This window comes from Pseudarthrobacter sp. NS4, assembly GCF_024758005.1.
GTDB lineage: Bacteria > Actinomycetota > Actinomycetes > Actinomycetales > Micrococcaceae > Arthrobacter.
In genome coordinates this window covers 4,389,119-4,412,386 of record NZ_CP103288.1, presented here as the reverse complement: position 1 = coordinate 4,412,386, position 23,268 = coordinate 4,389,119, and the positions used below count along the sequence as shown (strand labels likewise).

General features: G+C 65.5%; 17 protein-coding genes and 2 pseudogenes. 16 read left to right on the top strand and 3 right to left on the bottom strand.

Features of this window, described 5'->3' with window-relative positions; all coding sequences use genetic code 11:
* The first annotated feature begins 2 nt into the window (after positions 1 to 2).
* The 16 genes and pseudogenes from NXY83_RS20725 to NXY83_RS20650 all read left to right on the top strand — a co-directional run bounded on the left by NXY83_RS20725 (position 3) and on the right by NXY83_RS20650 (position 18,260).
* Complete coding sequence (locus tag NXY83_RS20725) at positions 3 to 899, top strand: ABC transporter permease (protein ID WP_258804068.1); 897 nt, start codon at positions 3 to 5, stop codon at positions 897 to 899.
* A gap of 135 nt (positions 900 to 1,034) precedes the next feature.
* Entirely contained in the window at positions 1,035 to 2,228 is a 1,194-nt protein-coding gene (locus NXY83_RS20720; protein ID WP_397427539.1) for a sensor histidine kinase, read from the top strand.
* Positions 2,225 to 2,915, top strand: a pseudogene (locus tag NXY83_RS20715) (response regulator). Before NXY83_RS20720 ends, NXY83_RS20715 begins: the two are co-directional and overlap by 4 nt.
* Positions 2,916 to 2,972: 57 nt before the next feature.
* A pseudogene (locus NXY83_RS20710) lies at positions 2,973 to 3,874 on the top strand (intradiol ring-cleavage dioxygenase).
* Positions 3,875 to 3,884: 10 nt separating this feature from the next.
* Positions 3,885 to 5,219: a M18 family aminopeptidase gene (locus tag NXY83_RS20705; RefSeq protein ID WP_258804066.1), complete on the top strand. Its 1,335-nt coding sequence runs from the start codon at positions 3,885 to 3,887 to the stop codon at positions 5,217 to 5,219.
* Positions 5,220 to 5,842: 623 nt separating this feature from the next.
* Positions 5,843 to 6,595, top strand: coding sequence for a glycosyltransferase family 2 protein (locus NXY83_RS20700; RefSeq protein WP_258804065.1), 753 nt, complete (start codon positions 5,843 to 5,845; stop codon positions 6,593 to 6,595).
* A gap of 1 nt (position 6,596) precedes the next feature.
* Positions 6,597 to 7,592, top strand: a complete 996-nt coding sequence (locus tag NXY83_RS20695) for a glycosyltransferase (RefSeq protein ID WP_258804064.1) — start codon at positions 6,597 to 6,599, stop codon at positions 7,590 to 7,592.
* Between the two features lie 124 nt (positions 7,593 to 7,716).
* Entirely contained in the window at positions 7,717 to 9,642 is a 1,926-nt protein-coding gene (locus tag NXY83_RS20690; protein ID WP_258804063.1) for an Ig-like domain-containing protein, read from the top strand.
* Positions 9,530 to 11,581, top strand: coding sequence for a DUF7594 domain-containing protein (locus tag NXY83_RS20685; protein WP_258804062.1), 2,052 nt, complete (start codon positions 9,530 to 9,532; stop codon positions 11,579 to 11,581). The genes NXY83_RS20690 and NXY83_RS20685 overlap by 113 nt, the downstream gene beginning before the upstream one ends.
* An 86-nt stretch (positions 11,582 to 11,667) precedes the next feature.
* The gene (locus tag NXY83_RS20680) at positions 11,668 to 12,771 is read left to right on the top strand and encodes a hypothetical protein (RefSeq protein ID WP_258804061.1); all 1,104 of its coding nucleotides are present in this window, start codon (positions 11,668 to 11,670) and stop codon (positions 12,769 to 12,771) included.
* 4 nt (positions 12,772 to 12,775) lie between these two features.
* Complete coding sequence (locus tag NXY83_RS20675; RefSeq protein WP_258804060.1) at positions 12,776 to 13,597, top strand: glycosyltransferase; 822 nt, start codon at positions 12,776 to 12,778, stop codon at positions 13,595 to 13,597.
* A complete protein-coding gene (locus NXY83_RS20670; RefSeq protein ID WP_258804059.1) occupies positions 13,594 to 14,877 on the top strand; it encodes an MATE family efflux transporter in 1,284 nt (427 codons plus the stop codon). The genes NXY83_RS20675 and NXY83_RS20670 overlap by 4 nt, the downstream gene beginning before the upstream one ends.
* Entirely contained in the window at positions 14,874 to 16,658 is a 1,785-nt protein-coding gene (locus tag NXY83_RS20665) for a glycosyltransferase (RefSeq protein ID WP_258804058.1), read from the top strand. The genes NXY83_RS20670 and NXY83_RS20665 overlap by 4 nt, the downstream gene beginning before the upstream one ends.
* Positions 16,655 to 16,993, top strand: coding sequence for a hypothetical protein (locus tag NXY83_RS20660; protein ID WP_258804057.1), 339 nt, complete (start codon positions 16,655 to 16,657; stop codon positions 16,991 to 16,993). The genes NXY83_RS20665 and NXY83_RS20660 overlap by 4 nt, the downstream gene beginning before the upstream one ends.
* On the top strand, positions 16,990 to 17,211 hold the full coding sequence (locus NXY83_RS20655; RefSeq protein ID WP_258804056.1) for a hypothetical protein: 222 nt from the start codon (positions 16,990 to 16,992) through the stop codon (positions 17,209 to 17,211). Before NXY83_RS20660 ends, NXY83_RS20655 begins: the two co-directional genes overlap by 4 nt.
* On the top strand, positions 17,208 to 18,260 hold the full coding sequence (locus tag NXY83_RS20650; RefSeq protein ID WP_258804055.1) for a hypothetical protein: 1,053 nt from the start codon (positions 17,208 to 17,210) through the stop codon (positions 18,258 to 18,260). Before NXY83_RS20655 ends, NXY83_RS20650 begins: the two co-directional genes overlap by 4 nt.
* Positions 18,261 to 18,390: 130 nt before the next feature.
* Here the strand turns inward: NXY83_RS20650 and NXY83_RS20645 are convergent, their stop codons facing one another.
* From NXY83_RS20645 to NXY83_RS20635, 3 genes are all read right to left on the bottom strand, one after another.
* Positions 18,391 to 19,050, bottom strand: a complete 660-nt coding sequence (locus NXY83_RS20645; protein ID WP_258804054.1) for a NeuD/PglB/VioB family sugar acetyltransferase — start codon at positions 19,048 to 19,050, stop codon at positions 18,391 to 18,393.
* Positions 19,047 to 20,210, bottom strand: coding sequence for a DegT/DnrJ/EryC1/StrS family aminotransferase (locus NXY83_RS20640; RefSeq protein WP_258804053.1), 1,164 nt, complete (start codon positions 20,208 to 20,210; stop codon positions 19,047 to 19,049). Before NXY83_RS20640 ends, NXY83_RS20645 begins: the two co-directional genes overlap by 4 nt.
* Before the next feature lie 259 nt (positions 20,211 to 20,469).
* Positions 20,470 to 23,163 (bottom strand): helix-turn-helix transcriptional regulator, encoded by a 2,694-nt coding sequence (locus tag NXY83_RS20635; protein ID WP_258804052.1) that lies wholly within the window; start codon positions 23,161 to 23,163, stop codon positions 20,470 to 20,472.
* Positions 23,164 to 23,268: the final 105 nt, after the last annotated feature.

Here is a 23,268-nt window from a genome sequence, read left to right as displayed (position 1 = left end):
CAATGAGCACCCAAACACAAACCCCTGCCACCCCCGCCCGTTCCTCCGCCGGTTCCCGCGGTGTCACCTTCGGCGGCGTCCTCCGGTCCGAGTGGATCAAGCTCTGGTCCCTCATGTCCACACGCATCCTGCTGCTCCTGACGTTGGCAGCCATTGTGGGCGTAGGTGCCCTGGCTGTCCTGATCCGCTATACGTTCCTGGACGAGATGATCCGCAACGCCAGGGACCAGGGCCAAACACTGACCCCGGAAATGATGGAACAGACCTTTCCACCGGGATCCGGGTTTGATCTGTACAACCTGCCGAACGCCGGCCTGCAGATCGGCATCCTGGTCCTCGGGTCACTGGCGGTCCTGTTCATGTCCTCCGAGTACGCCACGGGGATGATCCGCTCAACCATGAATGCCGTTCCGCGCCGCACACCGGCATTCGCGGCCAAGGCCATCATTCTCGCCGTCATCTCCTACGTCATCACCACCATCGCGGGAGTGGCTACCTTCCTGATTGCCATGCCGGTTTTCCAGGGCATCGGCTTTGACCTGGACTGGTCCACCGATGGCGTGCTGTACAGCATCTTTACCGGCGGCCTCTACGTTGCGGGCGTCGCCCTGATCGGCCTGTCGCTGGGGACGCTGCTGCGGAACTCCGCGGGGGGCATTACCGTCCTGGTGGGCATCTTCTTCGTTCTGTCCATCGCGGCAAGTTTCCTGACGCTCATCCCGGGCGAGTTCTGGAAGTATGTACCGCAGTACATTCCCAATGAGGCCGGGGGACGGTTCCTTTCCATCGGCCACACTGACGGAGTGATCGATCCATGGCAGGGGGGCCTGATCTTCCTGGGTTATGTTCTGCTGTTCCTTATTCCGGCCGTGGTTGTGCTCAAGAAACGCGACGTCTGACGCTGGATGAAAGCATGAACCGGGCGGGACCTTTGCCGAACTCACAGCCCGGCGCCGGGGGCTCATCCGGCGTTATCTCTACCGGCACCCGCGCGTCATGGACGCCGTGGTGGCGCTGAGCTATGCACACTGCTGGTGACGCCCACTGTGGCCGATACCGTGATCTCCGGCAACTGGCCCGCGGCAGCACTGCTGGTGGCGGTAGCAGCGGCCCTGTTCCTGCGGCGCTTCCATCCCGTAGGCCTGGTGGCCTTCGTGGCGGTGGTGGAGGTGGCCGTGACGCTGCTGCACCCCTGGGGATCCAACGTCTCCGCCGGTCTTTGGTTCTCGCTCTATGCCGTGGCCGTGGTGCACACCCGCCGCTTCGCGCTGATCACCATGGCGGCGGCGACTGCGCCGCTGGCCCTCCCCTACCTCCTGGCAGCCGTGGGTCCGATGGAAAACTCCTTCCTCCACGATGCCGGCGCCAACCCCGGCGACTTCCACCTCATGACCAGCATTGCCACCGGTGCCAGCATCGGGCTGTCCAATGTCATTGCCACCGGGATCGGCATCGGCGTAAAGCAACGGAGGGAGCACGAGCAGGAGGTGGCGGCATGGGCTGCCCGGACCGCGCGACTGGCATCGGTCAACGAACGGAACCGGATCGCCCGGGAGATGCACGACGTCGTGGCCCACTCGCTGACGGTGATGATCAGCCTGTCGGACGGCGCCGCCGTCGTGGTCCGGAAAAACCCGGAACGCGCCGGTGACGTGCTGGGTGAGTTGTCACGCACAGGCCGCAACGCCCTCGCCGACATGCGCCGCGTCCTGGGCGTCCTCCGAGACGATGCCGGAGCGGCCGCCCCCAGGCTGCCGATAGCAGCAGGTGGCAACAGCCTGTCCAAGCTCCTGGAAGGATTCCGCACGGCCGGCCTCCCGCTGCACTATGCACACAGCGGCCCGGCATTGCCCGACGACGCCGCTTTCCAGCTCACGGTGTACCGGATCGTCCAGGAATCGCTCACCAACGTGCTCCGCTACGGACGGTCCCTGGGCCGGGTGGACGTCAGCATTGTCCGATCCGGGTGGACGGTGACCATAGACGTGCTCGACGACGGCGCAGGGGTCCCGGGGCAGTCCAGCCCGGACGAAGGCGGGGTTCAGCACGGCTCCTTTGGTACCGGCCAGGGGCTCGCCGGGATGGCGGAGCGGGCGCGCATCTACTCCGGCACAGTGGAGGCCGGCCGGAGCGGGCGCGGCTGGCGTGTCCACGCCGTGTTGTCCCTGCCGGCCGATGACAGCTCCGAACCAAGCCCATACACCTATGAACTGCAAGGCAAGGCATGACCGAAAACGCACCCATCACCGTCCTGCTGGTGGATGACCAGCCCCTGCTCCGAATGGGATTCCGCCTGATCCTGGAGGGCGAGGAAGACCTGCGGATTGTGGGTGAAGCGTCGGATGGTGCAGAAGCTGTCCGGCTGGTCAACGACCTCAGCCCTGACGTGGTGCTCATGGACGTGCGGATGCCGGTCCTGGACGGCATCGAGACAACCCGTGCCATCACTGCCGCGGGCTCCTGTGCCCGCATCATCATCCTGACCACGTTCGATGTGGACGAATATGCCTTTGCCGGACTCCAGGCAGGCGCGTCCGCTTTCCTCCTGAAGGACGCGGCGCCGTCGGACCTGATCCACGCCGTCCGGGTGGTAGCCAGCGGTGATGCGGTCGTGGCACCCAGGATCACCCAGCGCCTGCTCGAGACGTATGTCCGGGGTGCGGCCAAACCGGTGCCCGCTCCGCCTGTGCCGGATCCGCTGCTGGCTGATCTCACGCCGCGGGAAACGGAAATGCTGGAGGCGATGGCTGAAGGCCTCTCCAACGCCGGTAGCCCACCGGTACTTCCTGTCCGAGGCCACCGTAAAGACGCACGTCCGCCGGATCCTGACCAAGCTCCACCTCCGCGACCGGGTACAGGCAGTGGTGTATGCCTACGAGACGGGCCTGGTGGTTCCGAGCAACCCGGACTACTGAGCTGTACCGGCGTTACTGATCTAGGCAAGGCGGGGCGTGGTGGCCTTTGATGGAGTCATGACCACTTCGCGCATGCCCGGAGGTCCCGGCGGGGGCGGGCAGCAGCCGCACCCGGATCACGACTGGGGACTGGAATTCGACCTGACCACCATGATGAGCCGCCGCTCCCTGGGCAGGTTCCTTGGCGCCGGTGGCGCCGTGGCTGCCCTTGCCGCCTGCACGGCCGGCGGGGAAACGGCAACCAGCCCGGCGCCGTCGTCCGTCGCATCGCCTCCGCCCGGCACAGCCGTCACATCAGCCAGCCCCACGGTGACCCGGGCGATAGCCGAATGCGGTGTTGAAATTCCGCAGGAAACGGCAGGACCCTTCCCGGGCGACGGCTCCAACGGCCCTGATGCCCTGACCGCCTCCGTGTGGTCCGCCGCGACATCACCTCCAGCTTCGGGGCGTTCTCCGGCAGGGCGGAAGGCGTCCCGCTGACCTTCACCCTGACACTTCTCGACAACGCGAACGGCTGCCGTCCGCTGGCCGGGGCAGCCGTGTATGCCTGGCACTGCGACCGGGAAGGGAAGTACTCCATGTACGACCCGGAACTGACCAACGAAAACTACCTCCGCGGTGTCCAGGAAGCGGATGCCAGCGGCCAGGTGACCTTCACGTCCGTCTTCCCCGGCGCCTACTCCGGGCGCTGGCCGCACATCCACTTCGAGGTGTTCCAGTCGCTGGGCAATGCGACGGCGGCCGGACAGGTCCTGGCCGTCTCGCAGATTGCGCTCACCAGGGCGGCCTGCGACGAGGTGTACGCAACCCCCGGGTATGAGGGCAGCGTGGCCACCATGAGGCGGACCACCCTGCAGTCGGACGTCGTATTTCGAAACGACGGCGGCATCTACCAGCTCGCAACGATGACCGGTTCCGCGGCGGAGGGATACACGGCGGGGCTCAACGTCACCCTTTAGACTCGGGACCATGCCTTTCCTTTCCTCCGCCACAGACCACATCCAGGACCTTGGCAGCTATGTCAGCGCGTCCCCGTCGAGCTTTCACGCAGTCCACGAGGCAGGCAGGCGGCTGGAGGAATCCGGGTTCACGCGGCTGGATGAGCTGGAGCCGTGGGAAGGCGGACCGGGTTCGTTCTTCGTCATCCGTGACGGCGCCCTGATCGCCTGGGTGGTCCCTGAGGGAGCCGGGGCCACCACCGGGTTCAACATCCTCGGCGCCCACACCGATTCGCCGTCCTTCAAGCTGAAGCCCAAGCCGACCACCGGCGCGCACGGCTGGCTCCAGGCGGGAGTGGAGGTGTATGGCGGACCGCTCCTCAACTCCTGGCTTGACCGGGAACTGCAGCTTGCGGGCCGGCTGGTGATGCTGGACGGCACTGAGCATCTGACGGCCACTGGCCCCATGCTTCGGTTCCCGCAGCTGGCGATCCACCTGGACCGTGGGGCAAATGACGGACTTACGCTCGACAAGCAGCGCCACATGAATCCGGTGTGGGGGCTGGGCAACCCTTCTGATGCTGATCTCCTGAAGGTTTTGGCGTTGCACGTGCCCGGCACTTCCGTTGAACCAGGAAAGATTGGCGGGTACGACGTCGTTATTGCGGATACTCAGGCACCTGCGGTTTTCGGGGGCAACGGCGAGTTCTTCGCCTCCGGGCGCCTGGACAACCTTTCGTCCACCCACGCGGGGCTTGTTGCGCTGATTGCGCACGCTTCTGCCTCTGGTGCTGGTACCTCCGGTACTGCTGCAAGCGGTCCGATTGCTGTCCTGGCGGCGTTTGACCATGAGGAGATCGGCTCCAACTCCCGCTCCGGTGCCTGCGGACCGATCCTGGAGGATGTCCTGGTGCGCATTTCCGCCGGCCTCGGGGCTTCGGAAGGCCAGCGGCGGCAGGCTCTGGCGGCGTCGTTCTGTGTTTCCGCCGACGCGGGGCATGCCGTGCACCCTAACTACACGGAACGGCACGATCCCGCCAACCACCCGGTGCTCAACGGCGGCCCGCTGCTGAAGATCAACGCCAACCAGCGCTACGCCACGGATGCGGCAGGGGCGGCATTCTGGGCCCGGCTGTGTGCGGAGGCCGGGGTGCCGTACCAGGAATTCGTTTCCAACAACACGATCCCCTGCGGATCCACCATCGGGCCGCTGACGGCCACCCGCCTGGGAATCCGGACGGTGGATGTCGGCGTGCCGCTGCTGTCCATGCACTCGGCCCGCGAGCTGTGCGGCGTGGAGGATCCGCGCCGCCTTGCTGCGGTGACGGAGCTCTTTTTCAGGACTGCGGCCAGGGAGTCTGCGTAGCCGGGTTTCGTCCGGCAGCAGGGTGAGCTGGCTGGCTGCTGGCAGTAGGTGCCCGCGGCGTGCAGGTTTGTGAGGGGTAAAGCCAGCGGACACTGCTTAAGTATTCATCGCTGTTTCTACTGGGGATTTAGAGTACCGGCCGGAGATAAGCAAAGCGTAGACCCCGGAAATAACCACGGTCACAATGAACGCGCGACAGAACCCCCTATACCTATGTTCTTGGGGTCCGCGAAACCCCCTATGCCCAAGTATTGGATTGAGCGGTAACCCTATACCTAAGTAATGGACTGCAACATAACCCCGCTACTTACGTAGAGCGAGTAAATCTTGCGGAGAAAAGGGAGTACAGGCTACTCGTGACACCCCTTGGGGCGAACCATACGCTCTTACGACAAGGACAGAGTCAAGGGCTAAGAGAGCTGGGGCCTCAGTAGACCAGACCGAGACCGACAAGCGCTAATGTCGCGCATTCATAAACGCGACATCGTCCAATATCCGGTAATTGTCATGAAGCGGTGATGCATTTGTCTATTTCCACCCAGCTCCCAATGTCCTTCTCCGAGCCGGACATCTCGTCACCCAGGGCGTCAGTAAGTGTGGTGATTCCAACCCTTAATGAAGCCATGAATCTGCCCTGGGTCATTCGCCGCATGCCCTCGTACGTGGACGAGGTTGTCATCGTAGATGGGCGCTCCCATGATCATACCGTCGACGTTGCCCGGGCGCTGCGCGATGACGTCGTTGTGGTGGACGAGCAGCGTAAGGGCAAGGGGGCCGCACTCCGGGCAGGGTTCGCTGCAGCATCGGGAGACATCATCGTCATGCTGGACGCTGACGGAAGCATGGACCCCCAGGAGATCGGTTGGTTTGTCTCACCGCTTCAGCACGACTACGACTTCGTGAAAGGGTCCCGCTACGTCACAGGGGGCGGATCCGAAGACCTGACCTGGTTGCGGAGCGCCGGCAACCGCGCGTTTACGTGGATGGCCAATGCAGTATTGCGCAGCAACTACTCCGATCTCTGTTACGGATATATTGCCTTCCGAAAGGAATGCTTGGAGGTTTTGCAGCTTGAATCAGACGGGTTCGAGATCGAGACCGAGCTGATTGTCCGCGCAGCCAGGGCAGGCCTTCGCATCGCCGAGGTACCCAGCATTGAACTCGACCGCATCTCCGGAGCGTCGCATCTGCAGACGTTCCGTGACGGGTGGCGGGTCCTGGGAACCCTCGCACGCGAATGCACGCTCTGGGAAGCGCCGACTGCCGGAGCCCGCCCCGAGGCCCTCCGGCGGGTGAAGTATACATACGCTAACGTCAGGTTTCCGCGCACACCCACGGATCCGCAAAGCGTTCTTTCCGTAGTGCGAGGAGCCTAGGATGCGCCCCCATATTGAACCTCCGTCAGTTTCCGTAGTCATCTGCTGCTACACGATGGCGCGCTGGGACACGTTGCTGGACGTCATTGGTTCCGTCCGAGCCCAGACGGTCGTCCCACACGAGGTCTTTGTGGTTGTCGACCACAATGAGGACCTCTATAAACGCCTCATCGCCACTGTTGATGACGTGACTCTTGTGGAGAGCAGCGGTGCCAAGGGGCTCTCCGGAGCCCGGAACACGGGAGTAAGCCTTTGTACTTCCGATGTCGTGGCCTTTCTCGACGACGACGCCGAAGCGGCTCTCGATTGGCTCGAACGGCTGATCACCTACTACGACGATCCGGATGTACTGGCTGTGGGCGGGCGCGTCGAACCGGTATGGGAATCCGGCCGTCCTCCGTACTTTGGCGAGGAGCTGGACTGGATCGTCGGCTGCAGCTACAGGGGAATGCCCAAGGTCGCCTCCGAGGTCAGGAACGTCATTGGCGCAAATATGTCCTTCCGTCTTGAAGTGCTCCATCAGGTTGGCGGCTTCAATCTTGACCTTGGACGCCAGGGGTCGAAGCCCCTGGGCTGCGAAGAGACCGAGATCTGCATACGTTCCAGAATGGGCACACCGGGGTCACGCATCGTCTACGAACCCGCAGCTCTGGTACGCCACCACGTGCCGGCCCAAAGGGGAACGTTCCGTTACATGCTGGCGAGGTCCTGGTCCGAAGGGATCTCCAAGGCCCAGGTCAGCCAAGTTGTGGGGCACAAGCGGGCACTGGGCCCGGAACGCCGTTACGTCCGCAGCGTCCTGCCACGCGCCGTTGTTTCCGGGATTTACGACTGGAGCAAAAACGGAAACTGGGGAGGACTCGGACGGGCAGGGGCCGTGGTTTCGGTCTTGGCCTGCACGGCGGCCGGTTATCTGCGCGGCCGGCGGTTTGCCCATGTCGCGCCAATCCCGGGAAGCCCGGTTCCCCTGGATGCAGCCTGGAGGGAAGTCCAGTGAGTGAACGAATGAATGAGCTGATACCGGGTAAGACAAGCCATCGCTTGCCGGACCGACAACCGGGGGCGCAATGGATCGTCGCCGTCCAAATATCGCAGCCTGAACATGCCGGGAGGTTGTAAATATGCGCAACCAGAATGCGTATGCGGTGGGAAGTCCCCGCGGGTCGCGGAAGCTGCGGCTCCACGCACTGCTGACAGCGCTGCTGGTTGCGCTCGCCGGCCTGGTGGTGCCGGCTGGGGCGTCGGCTGCTCCGGGTGATGTTGGCGTTGAGGGTCCGTCCCATTCGGGGACAGGGACACCGACGGGTACGAAGCGGTCAACGAGTGGGTTGTGGTTTCACGACGGGAGCTGGTGGGGGAACCTGTGGCACACCGCTAGCTCGGATTTCCACATCTTCCGGTTCAACGTCGCGACGAGTTCCTGGGTCGATACCGGTGTGGTGACGGACCCGCGGGCGAGCACGCATCATGACGTGTTGTGGGACGGGAAGACGTTGCATGTGGCGAGCTATCGGTTCGTCAATGACGGCCTGCCGGCTGAGCCGAACTACCCGACGACGATGCGGCGTTACAGCTACGACCCGGGCACTAAGAAGTACTCGCTGCTGAGTTCTACACAGATCAACAACCAGCGCGTTGAGGCCCTGACCATCGATAAGGACTCGACCGGCCGGGTGTGGGCGACGTGGCAGCAGGGGAACCGGATCTATCTGAACGTCACCGGAACGGATGGCAAGACCTGGGGGACGCCGTTCGCGCACCCTTCATCGTTGAGCAACGTGTCCGTGGATGACACCTCGGCTGTGATCGCGTTCGACGGGAAGATGGGTGTGATGTGGAGCCGGCAGGTCGGTGATTCCACCGACGGCATGTACTGGAGCCACCACGTCGATGGAGCAGCGAACACCAACTGGACCACTCCTGTCGCCGCGGTGAAGGGGCAGCGCAGCGGCGATGACCACATGAACCTGAAGTGGCTGGACTCCTCCGGTGGAAGGGTTTTCGCCGCTATCAAGACATCGTTCACATCCGCGTCCCAGCCGCTGATCCAGCTGTTGGCACTGAATAACGCGACCGCGACGTGGTCTGCGCACACCATCGCGACCGTGGCCGAGTGTCCGAACCGGGTGATCGTCCTGATTGACGAGAGCACTCAGAGGCTGCGTACCTTCGCTACCTATCCCAAGCCCAGCGGCACAACGAACGCCGGCGTCTGCACTACCTCCGGAGGCGCGATCTACGAAAAGTCCACGCCGCTGGACACGATCAGCTTCACCACCACGAAGACGGCTCGTATCGTGGACGCGGACCAGTATGTCCATAACGTGACGTCGACGAAGCAAAACCTGAACAGCACGGCACGGGGCACGGCCAACAGCGGCCTGCTGCTGCTCGCAGATGTGAACGCCACAAGCCGGTACTGGCACTTCCACGACCCCAGTGGCGGTGCTGGCGGTGCTGATACGACGGCTCCGACGGTGACGGCTACCTCTCCTGTTGCCGGGGCGACCGGTGTTGCGGTGGGCGCGAATGTGACGGGGTCGTTCTCGGAGGCGATGGATGCCGCGACGGTTACGTTGGGCACGTTCACGTTGACGGCGCCGGGGACGACGACGCCGCTGTCGGCCGCTGTGACGTACGACAGCACGGCCAAGGTTGCGACGTTGAACCCTGGTGCGGATCTGGCGGCGGGTACGACGTACACGGCGACGATCAAGGGCGGCACCAACGGCGTGAAGGACGCTGCCGGTAACCCCCTGGGGACCGACAAGACCTGGAGCTTCACCACCGCGGCTGCCACGGGCGGCGGGACGTCGGAGACGGTCACGCTGACGGTGGCCGAGGACAGCTACGTCTCGGCCGGGGCGACCGGGACGAACTATGGCACCAGTACCGTACTAGGCGTAGACGCCAGCACGGAGGGAGATCACGTACTTGAAGTTCGACCTCTCCGCGTACGCGGGCAGGACGCTGGAGAGTGCGACGCTGCAGCTGCGCAGCGCCGGGAGCGGGTCGAGCGGCACGCAGAACGTCAAGCTGGTCGCTAGTGACACTTGGACCGAGACCGGGATCACGTACAGCAACCGTCCGGCGCTCGGTGCCGGCATCGGCACGCTCGGCCCGACAACGACCAACACCAACTACAACGTCCCGCTAACGGTCAGCGGCGTGGCCGGCGAGCTCGGCCAACAGCTCTCACTGGGCATGGACTCCAGCAGCAGCGACGGCCTGGACCTCAACTCCGGTGAGACCACCACACCGCCCAAGCTCGTCCTCACCCTGGGCGGTGGCGGGACGGTGCCTGCGCCGGCTGATACGACGGCTCCGACGGTGACGGCTACCTCTCCTGTTGCCGGGGCGACCGGTGTTGCGGTGGGCGCGAATGTGACGGGGTCGTTCTCGGAGGCGATGGATGCCGCGACGGTTACGTTGGGCACGTTCACGTTGACGGCGCCGGGGACGACGACGCCGCTGTCGGCCGCTGTGACGTACGACAGCACGGCCAAGGTTGCGACGTTGAACCCTGGTGCGGATCTGGCGGCGGGTACGACGTACACGGCGACGATCAAGGGCGGCACCAACGGCGTGAAGGACGCTGCCGGTAACCCCCTGGGGACCGACAAGACCTGGAGCTTCACCACCGCGGCTGCCACGGGCGGCGGGACGTCGGAGACGGTCACGCTGACGGTGGCCGAGGACAGCTACGTCTCGGCCGGGGCGACCGGGACGAACTATGGCACCAGTACCGTACTAGGCGTAGACGCCAGCACGGAGGAGATCACGTACTTGAAGTTCGACCTCTCCGCGTACGCGGGCAGGACGCTGGAGAGTGCGACGCTGCAGCTGCGCAGCGCCGGGAGCGGGTCGAGCGGCACGCAGAACGTCAAGCTGGTCGCTAGTGACACTTGGACCGAGACCGGGATCACGTACAGCAACCGTCCGGCGCTCGGTGCCGGCATCGGCACGCTCGGCCCGACAACGACCAACACCAACTACAACGTCCCGCTAACGGTCAGCGGCGTGGCCGGCGAGCTCGGCCAACAGCTCTCACTGGGCATGGACTCCAGCAGCAGCGACGGCCTCGACCTCAACTCCGGTGAGACCACCACACCGCCCAAGCTCGTCCTCACCCTGGGCGGTGGCGGGACGGTGCCTGCGCCGGCTGATACGACGGCTCCGACGGTGACGGCTACCTCTCCTGTTGCCGGGGCGACCGGTGTTGCGGTGGGCGCGAATGTGACGGGGTCGTTCTCGGAGGCGATGGATGCCGCGACGGTTACGTTGGGCACGTTCACGTTGACGGCGCCGGGGACGACGACGCCGCTGTCGGCCGCTGTGACGTACGACAGCACGGCCAAGGTTGCGACGTTGAACCCTGGTGCGGATCTGGCGGCGGGTACGACGTACACGGCGACGATCAAGGGCGGCACCAACGGCGTGAAGGACGCTGCCGGTAACCCCCTGGGGACCGACAAGACCTGGAGCTTCACCACCGCGGCTGCCACGGGCGGCGGGACGTCGGAGACGGTCACGCTGACGGTGGCCGAGGACAGCTACGTCTCGGCCGGGGCGACCGGGACGAACTACGGCACGGCGAGCGTGCTGGGAGTGGACGGGAGCCCGATCGAGATCAGTTATCTGAAGTTCGACCTGGGGGCCTACGCCGGTCGTGAGATCACGGGTGCCACGCTGCAGCTGCGGGCCACCAGCAGTGGGTCGAGCGGCACGCAGAACGTCAAGTTGGTCAGCGACGACAGCTGGACCGAGACCGGCATCACCTACACCAATAAGCCGGAGCTCGGCATCGCGGTGGGCAAGCTTGGTCCCACCAGCAGCAACACCGACTACAACGTCACTCTGACGGCGGGCAGTCTGCCCACCGATCGGTTCCTCTCCCTGGGGCTGGACTCGACCAGCGGCGACGGGCTCGACCTTGGCTCCCGTCAGACCAGCACACCGCCCAAGCTCGTGCTCACGCTGAAGTAGGCCGACACCTCAGCACCATCAACCATCCGACCGACACTATCCACCAGCAGCACTATCCGACCGACACCATCAAACAGGGGACAACAATGCACATCAGGCAGACCAAGACCGACACCAAGGCACTGCACTTCGACATCCACGGCCGCGTCACGCTCCGCGTCGACGCAGGGGCGCCGTCAGCGCCCCAGCTTCGGAGCATGTTGGCGTGTTTCGCTACTGACACCGAGCGGCCGGCCGATATCACGGTGGATGACCAACTGGAGCCGATGCCGGATGCGGGTCTGCTTGAGCACGAGCTCGCGTACACGGAAAGCAGCCTGCGCTTCCAAGCCGAGCGGCTCCAGGTAGTGAGGGACGGAAACCAGTGGCGCATCCACGGACCGGGCGAGCTGTTGACCTCGGTGGTCCCTGTTCTGGATGCCGCCATGGTCGCTCGGGGAGCAGGCATGATCCACGCCGCAACGATGGCGTACCGGGGGCACGCGATCGCGCTTCCGGCCGCCGGAGGGACCGGTAAGACGAGCACCGCCGCCAAGCTCATGCGGCGCGAGGGGTGGTCGTTCATGGGCGATGACTGGGCATTCCTGGCCGAGGACGCCACATTGCTCGGCTACGCGAAGCCGATGTTTATTAAACCGCACCACCGGAACATCTACCCCCACCTGTTTGAAGGTGTCCGGAAGCCCCTCGTCCCGCCGCAGCTGTCCAAGAGCGTCGGCCGCCTCACCACGGTGGTGCATCCGTACGTCATCCGCTATCCGCGCCTCGCGGACTTCTCGCGGCGGTGGTCGCCGGAGCACCGCATGGTTGATGCCGGGACCGCGTTTCCAGGCCGGGAAGTGACGACGACGGCCCCGCTCGCGGCCGCCATCTATATCGAGCGCTACGAGGGCTCCCGGTCCCGGATTGTCGAGCGGACAACCGACTGGATGGTTGACCGCATGATCGGCAACTTCCACATCGAGATGGCAGGCTTCTCGCAGCATGTCGTGACAGGCCTGGCCGCCACGTCCGTTGTCCCGTGGCGGGAGCACTTCGCCGCAAAAGGGGTAGTGCTGAACAAAGCGCTCGACGGACGGCCCTGCCATCTGCTGCAGGTGCCCTCCGCGTTCACGGCCGATGAGGCGTCGGACGACATCGTCCGGTTCCTCGAGGAACTGCTGCCGTCGGTCCTCGACGAGCAGATCTGAGGGGGTGGACACAGTGGGTCACAGCCCTTCCGAGATCACCGCGGTTGTTCCGGCCCGCAACGCGGAACTCATGCTCCCGCGCTGCCTGGAGGCCCTGCGTCAGTCAGGTGTCGCAGAGATCATCGTGGTGGACGGATGCTCTACCGACCGCACCGTCGAAATCGCCGTCGCGGCCGGTGCCCGGATCCTGAGTGACGAGGGCCGTGGCCTGCCGTGGGCCCGAACGCTCGGCGTACAGAACAGCAATACCCGATGGGTCCTGCTCGTCGACTCCGATGTCGTGTTCGGGCCAACGGGGGTCGCAGACCTGCTGACGGAGCTGGTCGAAGGCGGCTACGACGCCCTCCAGGCCGGTCTGGAGAGTGTCGCTGGCCCCGGCTACTGGGGGCAGGCGCTGGCACATCACCATCGCACCGGCCGCAGCCGCAACTGGTTCGGGCTCGTGGCGACGGTCGTTGACCGGGCCCTGATGCTGGGCGTAGGTTTTGACGACAAATTCAAGTCGGGGGAGGACATCGAGTTGCGTTGGAGGATGCGGCAGTCAGGGCTGCGAACGGCGGTGTCCCAGCGGGTCGTCGTCGAACATCGCTTCGCCGCAGACGACTTCGACTTCGCGCTCGACCAGTTCCTCATGGACGGAACGGGGCTGGGACGGATGATCCGCAAGCACGGCTGGCGGGGTGCGAGGTTAGCGCTGCTGCCCGCCGCCGCGGCAGTCCGCGGCAGCGCATTGAGCCTTGCCTCGGGCCAGCCTCGGTGGCTGCGCTACTACCTCGCCTTCTGCTGGTACAACTATGCAGGCCTGGCGAAAGGTCTCGCGTCATGAGCGCCGAGGTTGGGATCGCTGTCACGGACCCCTCGACCATCCGACACTCCGCTTTGCGCAGTTCGTTCGGCCTCATTGTGGGCAAGGGCGCGCAGATTGGCTGGGGATTTGCCTTCTGGGTCGTGGCCGCGCGCGCCACGTCAGACCGTGAGGTCGGGCTCACCATGGCCGCGGTCGCGGCAGTGATGATCTGCACGCAGCTTGCGGTGCTGGGCGCCGGTTCGGCTGTGATCGTTGCGGTGGGGAGAGGGGAGCCGCCCGCGCGGGTGCTGGACGCGGCGTTCGCCATCGTGGGGGTAGCCGGCACCGTGCTGGCCCTCGGCTACCTCGTGCTGCAGTCGGCGGTGGCGCCGGACACGGCGTCCGCATCGATTCTCTTCTGGCTCACGTTCCTCGTGGCTGCCGTCACCGGCACCCTGGTTATTGTTTTGGACCAGGCGCTCGTGGCGTTGGGGCGCGGTGCCAGCGCGACCTTGAGGTACGCGCTGGGCGGCGGGGTCTCACTCGGGGCTGCAGCGCTCGTGTCCTGGCAGGCGCACGGCGCCTCCGCCGACGTGGTGATGGCCTGCTGGACCCTCGGGAATACGGTGGCGTGCATCGTCGGTGTGGTCCAGCTGCGGAGACTTATTGGCTACCGGCCGCGACCATCCTTACGCTCGGCGCGCGGCCGCCCGCTGCTGGCGGTGGGTATTCCGTACCAGCTCCTCACCCTCACCGAGCGCGCCCCCGGGCTGGTGCTGCCGCTCCTGCTCGCCCACACGGTGGCGCCGGAGATCGCTGCCTACTGGTATCCCGCGTGGATGATGGCCTGGGCCGCCTACTCCGCTCCGATGCTGATGGGCATCGTCCAGTTTTCCGAAGGTGTCCGCGATCCGCACCGCCTGGTGTCGACGACCTGGGCGAGTCTCCGTTGGTCGCTCGCCGTAGGAGGTCTGGCGGCAGTCGTCCTAGTCCTCCTCGCTCACCCGCTGCTTAGCCTGCTGGGGGAGCGGTACGCCGACGCTTCCGCTGACGCCCTGCGGTGGTTGGCTGCGGGACTTGTGCCGTACGCGGTGCTGCAGGCCTACAACGCCGTATGCCGGGCCCTAGGCCGCTATACAGAGCCGATCGTGGTCGGCGTGATAATCGGCGTCGCCCTCTGCACCTCAGCGCTGTTGGTCGCCGAAGCGGGGCCCGGCGCCATGGCCCTTGCGTGGCTGGTGGTGCTCTCCATCGGGGCCGTCGTAGTCGGCGTCCGGCTGGTCTCGGTCCTCCGGTCCGTTACAAGGGAGGCGCGATGACTGCCGTGATTGATGTGTCCAGCCGCACCCAAGGACGATGGAAGCCCCGTGATGTGTGGTGCGCACTGGCGGGAGTCGTATCGCTTGTGCTTGCCGTGGGCGCCGCCTCTACGGTGGACGTGCCCGTAAACAGCGATCTGGGGCTCGTCGGAGTGCTTCCCTACCCGTTCTGGGCAGGGCTCCTGATTCTGAACGTCGCCTTCGTCGTGGCGCTGCGGGGAGATGCCGCGGGCCCGGCGCGCCGCCCGGTCATGATGTGGCTCCTCGTCGTGCTGGTCCTGGTGCTCTTCGGGACCGCAGCCTTCGTCACGGACGTACCGCGCGGTGAGGTGGCGTTCCGTCATCTCGGTATTGCCGATGCCCTTTCACGCATCCAGGGGATTGACCCGGACATCGACGCTTACTTCAATTGGCCGGGTTTCTTCGCCCTCCTGGCGACAGTGCTAAAGGCGACCGGTCTCGACCCGGTGGCCGTTGCCCTCTGGGCGCCGGTATTCAACATGGGTCTGTGGCTCGCTGCCCTGAACGTGCTGACGCGCTACCTGACGCACGATCCGCGACGGCGCTGGCTCGTACTGTGGCTTTTCTGCCTTGGCAACTGGCAGGACCAGGACTACCTGTCTCCCCAGGCCTTCGGCTTCTTCCTGTACCTCGTGGTGATCGCGCTGGTCCTCGGCCCGTTGGCCGCGCAGCCCCCTAAGTTCCTCGGCTTCGGACGCGAAGACCTGGCGGCGTGGTGGCTGGGGCGGGCACCCGCCGAGCTTCGGCCGGGGCACCGGGTGAGCGCCCTCGCGGTGACACTCTTGCTGGTAATCGTCATCTGCGCGAGCCATCAACTGACGCCGTTCCTGGTGCTCATCACCGTTACCGCTCTCACCCTGAGCGGGCGTGTCTGGCCCAGCCGGCTGCCCCTGATCATCGGGATCGTGCTGGCGCTCTGGCTCGTCTACCCCGCCAGTGCATACCTCGCCGGGAACCCACCCCTGGCCGAAGGGGGCCTGCTGGCCGCGATCGACGCGAACGTCGTCGACCGCGTGACCGGGACCGCCGGGCACGTGCTCGTGGTGCAGCTCCGGGTCTTTCTCACCCTCGTGCTGTGGGCGCTCGCCACGGCGGGGGCGGTGCGCGACTGGCGCAGGGGACGTCTCGATATCCGGGTGGTCCTCCTCGCCGTCACCCCGCTGCTGCTCTTCCCCGTGCAGTTGTACGGCGGGGAGATGCTCATCCGCGTTTCGCTGTTCGCGCTGCCCTTCATCGCCCTGCAGGCATGCTCGATCCTGCTTCCCCCGGACGACAGCACAAGCACACACCCCTCACCCCGCGCCGCGGGGGGCCTTGCGCTCATCTGCTTCCTGCTGGCCGTGCTGACCGTGACAGGTAGGTTCGGGAACGCCCAGTATGACGTCTTCACCGACAGTGAGATCGCCGCCGTCGCCGAAGTGAAGCGTCTCGCGCCTCCCGGCGCGATGATCATCTCGGCTGCCACCCCGACGCCATGGCGCAGCGAGGCCTACCTTGAACACCGGTACCGCACCATGGACAACATGTGCGAGTCCGACTTGTCCACGGCGACGTGCGGCCCACTCGTCTATGAAGAAGCCAGGGAAAACCAGGAGGGTGCCATCGTGCTGCTCACGCGTTCGTCAGAGTCGAGCCTCGTACTCCGGGGCGTCAGCAGCGCCAGCGGCTTCGCAGAGCTGGAGACGTGGCTGAGCAAACAGGACGGCGTTGAGCTCGTGTTCAGCAACGCCGACGCGCGCGCCTACCGGGTGACGCCATGAGCGGCGGCATCAGTCGGCCCACCATGGTGCTCGGTCTCGCGGCCGTTGTGCTATCGCTGATCACGCTCGTCGGGCTGCCGACACCGCTGCAGGCGGTCGCCGCGATAGCCGTCCTCATCCTGCTCCCAGGACAGGCACTGGTCCGGCTCACGCCGGTCACCGACCTCGCGCTCGGCGTACTGCTCGTTCTGGCGCTCGGCCTCGCCGCGCTCACGGCGGTGTCCACGGCGATGTTCTATCTCGCTGTGTGGTCGTGGCAGGCGTGCGTCATCACGATGGGCGTCATCACCATCCTCGCGTGCCTGGCACGCGCACGACAGGAGACCCTATCATGATGGAGTATTTGACGGGACTGCTTGCGATTGCCGCCCTGCTCGTCGCCCTCGCCCTGCTGGTCACGCTCGTCACGCTCGAGGTCCAACGCGTTGGACCAGACGCCGAGGAGCCGACACGCCGGCTCCTCGGCCGAACGGTGACCCGCAGGGTGGTCGCCGTTATGTGGCTGATGTGCCTGTTCCTCGTCCTTCCACGCGTGTTGGAACTGCTGGCGTGAGCCGTGCGGCGCGGTGGTGGCTCCTCAGCGACCTCCATCTCGGCGTGTCGGACGACGACCCCCGGCGACCCGGCACGGTGCTGCCCGACTTCCTGCGCCGCGGGGTGCTCGGAGCCTCCGGTCCGCAGCAGCACGTCGTCTTCGTCGGTGACACGTTCGAGCTGGCCGGGTTAGACGAGGACGAGAGTCTGGCCCGGCTCGAGTCCATCCTCGCCCGACACCTCGACACGTTCCGGGGGCTGGAGGCGTGTGCGGCGGGCGGCGTGCAGCTGCACTTCGTGTGCGGCAACCACGATGTGGAGTTGGCCCGGCCCTCGGTTGCTTCCCGCCTGTCAGCGATGCTGTCACCCCTCGAGCCCACACGGGTCCGCGTGCACCCGTGGTTCCTGCACGTGCCTCAGGTGCTCGTGGCCGAGCACGGGCACCAGCACCACGCGCTGCACCGGATTCCCGAGGTGCTCCGCGCGGCGGTCAACGGCACCGACGAGCTGGACTTGCCACCGCTCGCCGCCTGGAACGCCCATCCGTCGAGGTCACGCCTCAGTCGTGCCGGGGCCGTTGCCCGGTCCTGCCTGGCATCCGAGCTGGCGGAACGCCGTGTCCGGGAGCCTGCGTACGACGAGCTGTTGCAGACTGAGTCACTGCGGCTCGCACTCGATAAGGCGGCCGTTCGGGACCTGGCACGCCTGTCCCGGTTCCGGACAGTGTCGGCGCTCCCACGCACCGCCACTCGCATCGTCCTTGCAGCCGCCGGACGTAGTACCGCCGGCGAGAAGGCTCCTGCTGCCGCGGGCCGGTTCGTGCGAACCCTTGAGACGTACGGGTCCGGGGTGGCCTGGTACGTCTCGGCCCACACGCACCGGGCCCTCGAGTCGGCGCTCGAGGGTGGCTCCGCCCGATACATCAACACCGGTACGTGGAGTTCGGACGTCCGCGGTCGCGGACCGGACCAGTCGGACCGACGGGCATTCCCATACGCCGTGGTCGAAGTCGCCCGCGACGGCGCGACCAGGGGCGGGCTCCGATACTGGCGTCCGGACGGTGACTAACGGAGGGTGGCTGACGCTCCCGCAGCGAGGCTGCCTGTGCAGCAGGGGATGACCACCGAAACCAGTGGCCGGGGCTGCAGTTTCGCGGATCCAGTCCGAAGGCCGCGCGGACCCGGGTCAAAGTTTGCGTTCATCGTCCACTAGCAAAGCCGAACCCGTCCCGGTCGATTTCGTGGGCCGGAACGCCCACCCACGTCTCGCCGTCGGGCACGTTGCTGAATACCGCGGCACCCATGCCAACGGTGGCGTACGCCCCCACCGATGTCCGTTCCCTGACACTGGAATTCATTCCGAGGTAGGCCGCCCGCCCGATTCGTACCCCGCCGCCCAGCGAGACGCCGGCGGCGAACGTGGCGAAGTCCGCCACATTGTCGTCGTGTGTGAATGTCACCGAGGGCATGGCCACCACGTGGCACCCCAGGCTGACTGACGCTGTCAGCGTGACGTTCCGCAGCAGGATGCTGCCGCGGCCGATCCTGCAGCCCTCGGGGGGCTGGACTGAGGGGTCGACTGCCGTGGCGTAGCGGGCCTCGTGCAGGCCCATGGCTGTCAGTCGCTCCACCGCTGCCTCCCTCGATCTTCCGGAGTCGATACATACGAGCACAAACGCGTGCTTGTACTTTGGGGCATCATCGATGGTTCCCAGGACCGGCGCACCGTCCACTGTAACGCCAGCCAGTTCCTTGTCGTCATCGAGCAGACCCACGACGTCGTACTGGCCGCTGCTGCGCACCATCGCCAGGACCTCGCGGGCCAGGCCGCTGGCGGCAATGAGGATGAGCTCACTCACATCCGTGCACCGGCGGCCGCACGGATGCAGCTCACGACGCGCTCGATTCCGGCGGCGTCCAACTCGTGGAAGACCGGGAGTATCAGGGTGCTGTCGGTCAGCCGTTCCGTGTTCTGCAGGCTGGCATAGCCGGTATCACGCCACCGGTACGCGGGCTGCCGGTGCGCGGCCGTGATGCCGCGCGTGGCAGAAATCCCGGCGTCCGCCAGCCGTGCCAGCAGCCCTTCACGGTCGGTGGGGAATCCCGGCAGGACTTCGAGCCAGAAGGACTGGAAGTTGGTGGTGCCGCAGAGCGGATCGGCCACAAACCGCAAGCCCTTGAGGCCCCGAAGACCGGTGACGTACTGTGCCGCGATCTCCCGCCGCCTCTCCACCACCTGCGCGAGCCGGCCCAGCTGCACAATCCCCACGGCAGCCTGCAGGTCCGTCATCCGATAGTTGAAACCGATCTCAAGGCAGACCTCCGGCGGTGGCAGCGCCGAGCCGTGCCTGTCAGTGGGCGAAACGCTCATGGAGTGCTCGCGGAGGGACCGTGCCCGGGCAGCCCAGTCGGCACGCCCCGTGGTCAGCATCCCACCTTCACCCGTGGTGAGAATATTGCATGGATGGAACGACCACACAGTCGCGTCCGCCCCGGTGCCCACGGGCCTGCCTCTGTACTGGGAGCCTACGGCGCAGGCGGCGTCCTCGACGATGGTGATCCCGTGCCGGTCGCACAGCTTTCGGATAGGGTCCAGGTCAACCGGTACGCCGCCCTGGTCCACAACGATCACAGCCCGGGTATCCAGAGTCAGTGCGGCCCGGATAGCCTCAGCTGTCACGTTACCCGTGGCCGGGTCCACGTCGCAGAACACTGGACGGGCGCCCACATAGGTCACTGCATTCGCGGTGGCCGTGAAGGAAAGGGAAGGCACGATGACGTCGTCCCCGGTTCCGATGCCAGCCACCACCAGTGCGAGATGCAGCGCAGTGGTGCAGCTGGACGTGGCGACGGCGTGTCTCGCCCCCTGCGCGGCTCCGAAGTCCGCTTCGAACTGCTTGACCTTGGGCCCCTGGGCCAAGCAGCCGGAGGCAACCACCTCCGCCAGGGCGTGGGCCTCCTCCTCGCCGATCCAGGGCTTGGTGACGTTGAGCTGGGCGAGGACTGTTTCCGCAGTCACCGGGCACCCACCTCCTTCGCCGTCAATGTTCTGCAGGCGGACACAAATGGCCAGCCGAAGGTTGCACGGCGGGACCCGGCAACTGGTACCTCTGCCATGATTACCCCTTCCCGGCGCGAACGCGTTGTGCTTTGACCATGATGCAAAGTTAGTCCCGCGAAGCCGGCTATGGTGGGAAAGCCAGGGCCTCTGTGGTGCATGAACGGAACAGTGTGGAAACTGCGGGTACCTGCAATGGCCCGTTTTTTGTCTGAGGTGACTAAAGGACGGGCAGTACGTATGGCTCCCGGGCCGCGGCTTGCTTACCTGCTGCCAGGGCGGTCAGTTGGGCGCGCGATTCCACGCCCAGCTTGCGGTAGATCGCCGTGAGGCGAACTTCCACGGTCCGGACGGACACGTAAAGCGTGGCTGCGATTTCCTTGTTCCGCATACCTCTCGCCACCATTGTTGCCAAGGCCCGCTCGTGGTCGGCGAGCATCAGCATGGCGGGGTTGCCAGGGGCGCGGACTGGTTCCACCCGTTCGTCCAGCAGCAGGGAATCCACGTGCTGGGTCCAGGCATCGGCTCCGGCTTCGTCAAACATCACTTTCGCACGCAGCAGTCCGTCCCGGGCTTCGCGAAGCCGGCCGAATGCACCCAGCCGCTCGGCGTAGCAAAGCATCGTCCGCGCCCGTTCCAGCACAGACTCATGGGCAATCCTGCCCTCCAGCGCCTGGCTGAACAGCTGCAGGGACTGGTCGCCGTCGGCCAGCATGGCCCGGCTGCGGGCAACAGCAGACATCAGCCAGGCTGAGCGCAGGCCCACGGAACGGCTCTCCAGGCGGAAGAGCGCCTGAGTCGCTTCCCGGTGCCGTCCCAGGCGGACCAGGACCTCGACCAGGTCCGCCTCGCATCGCAGTAAGGTGGGGTTGCGGAAGGCCATACCGATCTCCGCAGCCCGGGACAGCTGCGCGAATGATTCCGCAAGGTCGCCGCGCATTAGGGCAAAATGTCCCTGGCACGCGGCCAGTTGAGCTGTGAGGGCCGGGTGGCTCTCAGCGCATGAGAAATGCTGCGCCTCCGCCACATGCGCACGTGCAAGCCCTTCGTCACCCAAAGCGTGCGCCCGCCACACCCGGAAGATGTGCCGCATCCCGCGGTGGTATTTGGTTTCCGGCTCAGAGAGTTCCAGCTCTTCGATGAGTTTAATTGCCGTTCGGACATTGCCGGCGCGGATTTCATTGTCCACTGCAAGGAAGTTTGCGGTTTCCCGCCAGTTGATGTTGCTTGACCCAACGGAATTCCGGACCATGGTGAACGCCTCCCGGGCAAGCTCATGGTGTTCCGCATAGCTCAGGGAGCGCCCCTGGACCAGGAGCGTCGCCACCATCTCACCTCCGCCGGCCTCGTGGTTTCGGCCGAGGTGTTCGGCATTTCCGCCTATGGCCTCGATCAACTGTTTGGCGCGCCCCACAACGGCCAGGCAGTCCGCGGACGCTGAATCCTGAAACTTTTCGATTAATTTCAAGACGCAGGCTGCATCCTCCAGCTCCCAGCGCTCAGCATAGTAGAGGGAAGCTATGGCCAGCAGGTGTGAGGCGTATGCGGGGTCGTGCTGGCCGAATTCCTTGACCAAGCGCACCACCATGGTGGAGCGCACCACGGCCCCCTGGATGAACTGGATCTTGAAGGCAAGCCCGGTCAGGCGAAGAATCAGTGCAGGATTACGCGTCAACCGTTGTGCCCAGACCAGGTAGCGCTTGGCGTAGACAAACTCAGCCCTGTTGAACAGCAGTTCGGCCACAGTGGTGAGGCTGGCGGCAGTCTCACCATCCCAAGGATTGATGGTGAGGGCACGTTCAACATATTCGAAGGCGAGGGCTGTATCCCCGCTGCGGATCAGGTCAACGGCGGACCGGAGCAGGCCGAACGGCGTCTGCCGTTCCAACGCGGTAAAGCTAAGGTGCCACCTCCGGGCATAGGGGTCGGTGGGACCGGCCGCTTCGGCCATGGCGCGGTGGTTGGCGGTCCGCGCTGCCGGTGTCATGGCCGCGGAGACGTATCCGCGCAGCAGCTGGTCCTGGATCCGAAGGTGCGGTCCGGTCCTGCTGACCATGCCGGTGGCCAGGAGTTCGTCGACCCCGGGCCACAGCTGGCTGTACACCTTTTCCAGGGTCGCGATGTCGCTCCGGCAAGACAACGAGAGGAGGTCCAGGACGTGGCGAGCTTCCTGCGTCAGCCCTCCGACTGCCGCAGCGAACTCGGCTTCGAAGCTGCCTCTGCAGGATAACGGTACCGGAAGGGCGTATTTCCCTTCGGCCTGCCGCTCAAGCAGGCAGGTATAAAGCTCGACCGCGGCGAGCGGGTTGCCTTGGGTTGCGGCGGCAACCGCATGGACGGCCGCGGTTGCGGTCTGCGGTGCCGGGATGGACTCGAGCATCCGGACCGTGTCGTTGTAGCTCAGGGGCCTCAGTTGAAGGATTGGCAGGCTCGCGAACGTGCTATCAGGAGTTTCTTCCCGCACGCTGACGAACAGCGCCATGTCGGTTCGGGAGAGGCGGCGCGCCAGGAATCCGATCACCGCCTGGCTGCTGGGGTCCAGCTGGTCCGCGTCGTCCATGACAATGACTGTTCGGGAGGACGAGCGCTGGTGCAGTCCGCTGAGGAGCATGGTGGAGACCGTGGGAACGTCCATGGCGCCGGCGGAACCGCGGAGCAACTCGTCGGCGAAACGGTTGAGGACGGGATCATCGATTCCGTTCAGGAGCGCCGTTAGACCAGAGAACGGCCAGTCCGACTCTGATGGGCTTGCCCGCAGGAAGACAGTCCGGTTATCGGAAAGCGTGGGGATCTCGGACAGAAGGGAAGTCTTTCCCACACCTCGTCGCCCGACGACCGTGAGTGCGGACTCCTTGGGCCCCCGGATCACGGAAAGGATCCGGTCCAACTCCTTGCTTCGGCCAATTAACGACATCAGGTCCCCATCCATCGGAAGAAGGAGACCTGTATTCCTTTGTACTGTTCAAATGCGCATGTGGGGCCGCAAGCCAAATAGGCGACCAGCGGACCAACCTGCCTG

What these genes read in the sequence shown, in the direction of transcription:
- NXY83_RS20725 (WP_258804068.1), top strand. Translation starts at nt 3, where the DNA reads ATGAGCACCCAAACACAAACCCCTGCCACCCCCGCCCGTTCCTCCGCC.
- NXY83_RS20705 (WP_258804066.1), top strand. Translation starts at nt 3,885, where the DNA reads ATGCCTTTCCTTTCCTCCGCCACAGACCACATCCAGGACCTTGGCAGC.
- NXY83_RS20700 (WP_258804065.1), top strand. Translation starts at nt 5,843, where the DNA reads ATGAATCTGCCCTGGGTCATTCGCCGCATGCCCTCGTACGTGGACGAG.
- NXY83_RS20695 (WP_258804064.1), top strand. Translation starts at nt 6,597, where the DNA reads ATGCGCCCCCATATTGAACCTCCGTCAGTTTCCGTAGTCATCTGCTGC.
- NXY83_RS20690 (WP_258804063.1), top strand. Translation starts at nt 7,717, where the DNA reads ATGCGCAACCAGAATGCGTATGCGGTGGGAAGTCCCCGCGGGTCGCGG.
- NXY83_RS20680 (WP_258804061.1), top strand. Translation starts at nt 11,668, where the DNA reads ATGCACATCAGGCAGACCAAGACCGACACCAAGGCACTGCACTTCGAC.
- NXY83_RS20670 (WP_258804059.1), top strand. Translation starts at nt 13,594, where the DNA reads ATGAGCGCCGAGGTTGGGATCGCTGTCACGGACCCCTCGACCATCCGA.
- NXY83_RS20665 (WP_258804058.1), top strand. Translation starts at nt 14,874, where the DNA reads ATGACTGCCGTGATTGATGTGTCCAGCCGCACCCAAGGACGATGGAAG.
- NXY83_RS20660 (WP_258804057.1), top strand. Translation starts at nt 16,655, where the DNA reads ATGAGCGGCGGCATCAGTCGGCCCACCATGGTGCTCGGTCTCGCGGCC.
- NXY83_RS20655 (WP_258804056.1), top strand. Translation starts at nt 16,990, where the DNA reads ATGATGGAGTATTTGACGGGACTGCTTGCGATTGCCGCCCTGCTCGTC.
- NXY83_RS20635 (WP_258804052.1), bottom strand. Translation starts at nt 23,163, where the DNA reads ATGTCGTTAATTGGCCGAAGCAAGGAGTTGGACCGGATCCTTTCCGTG.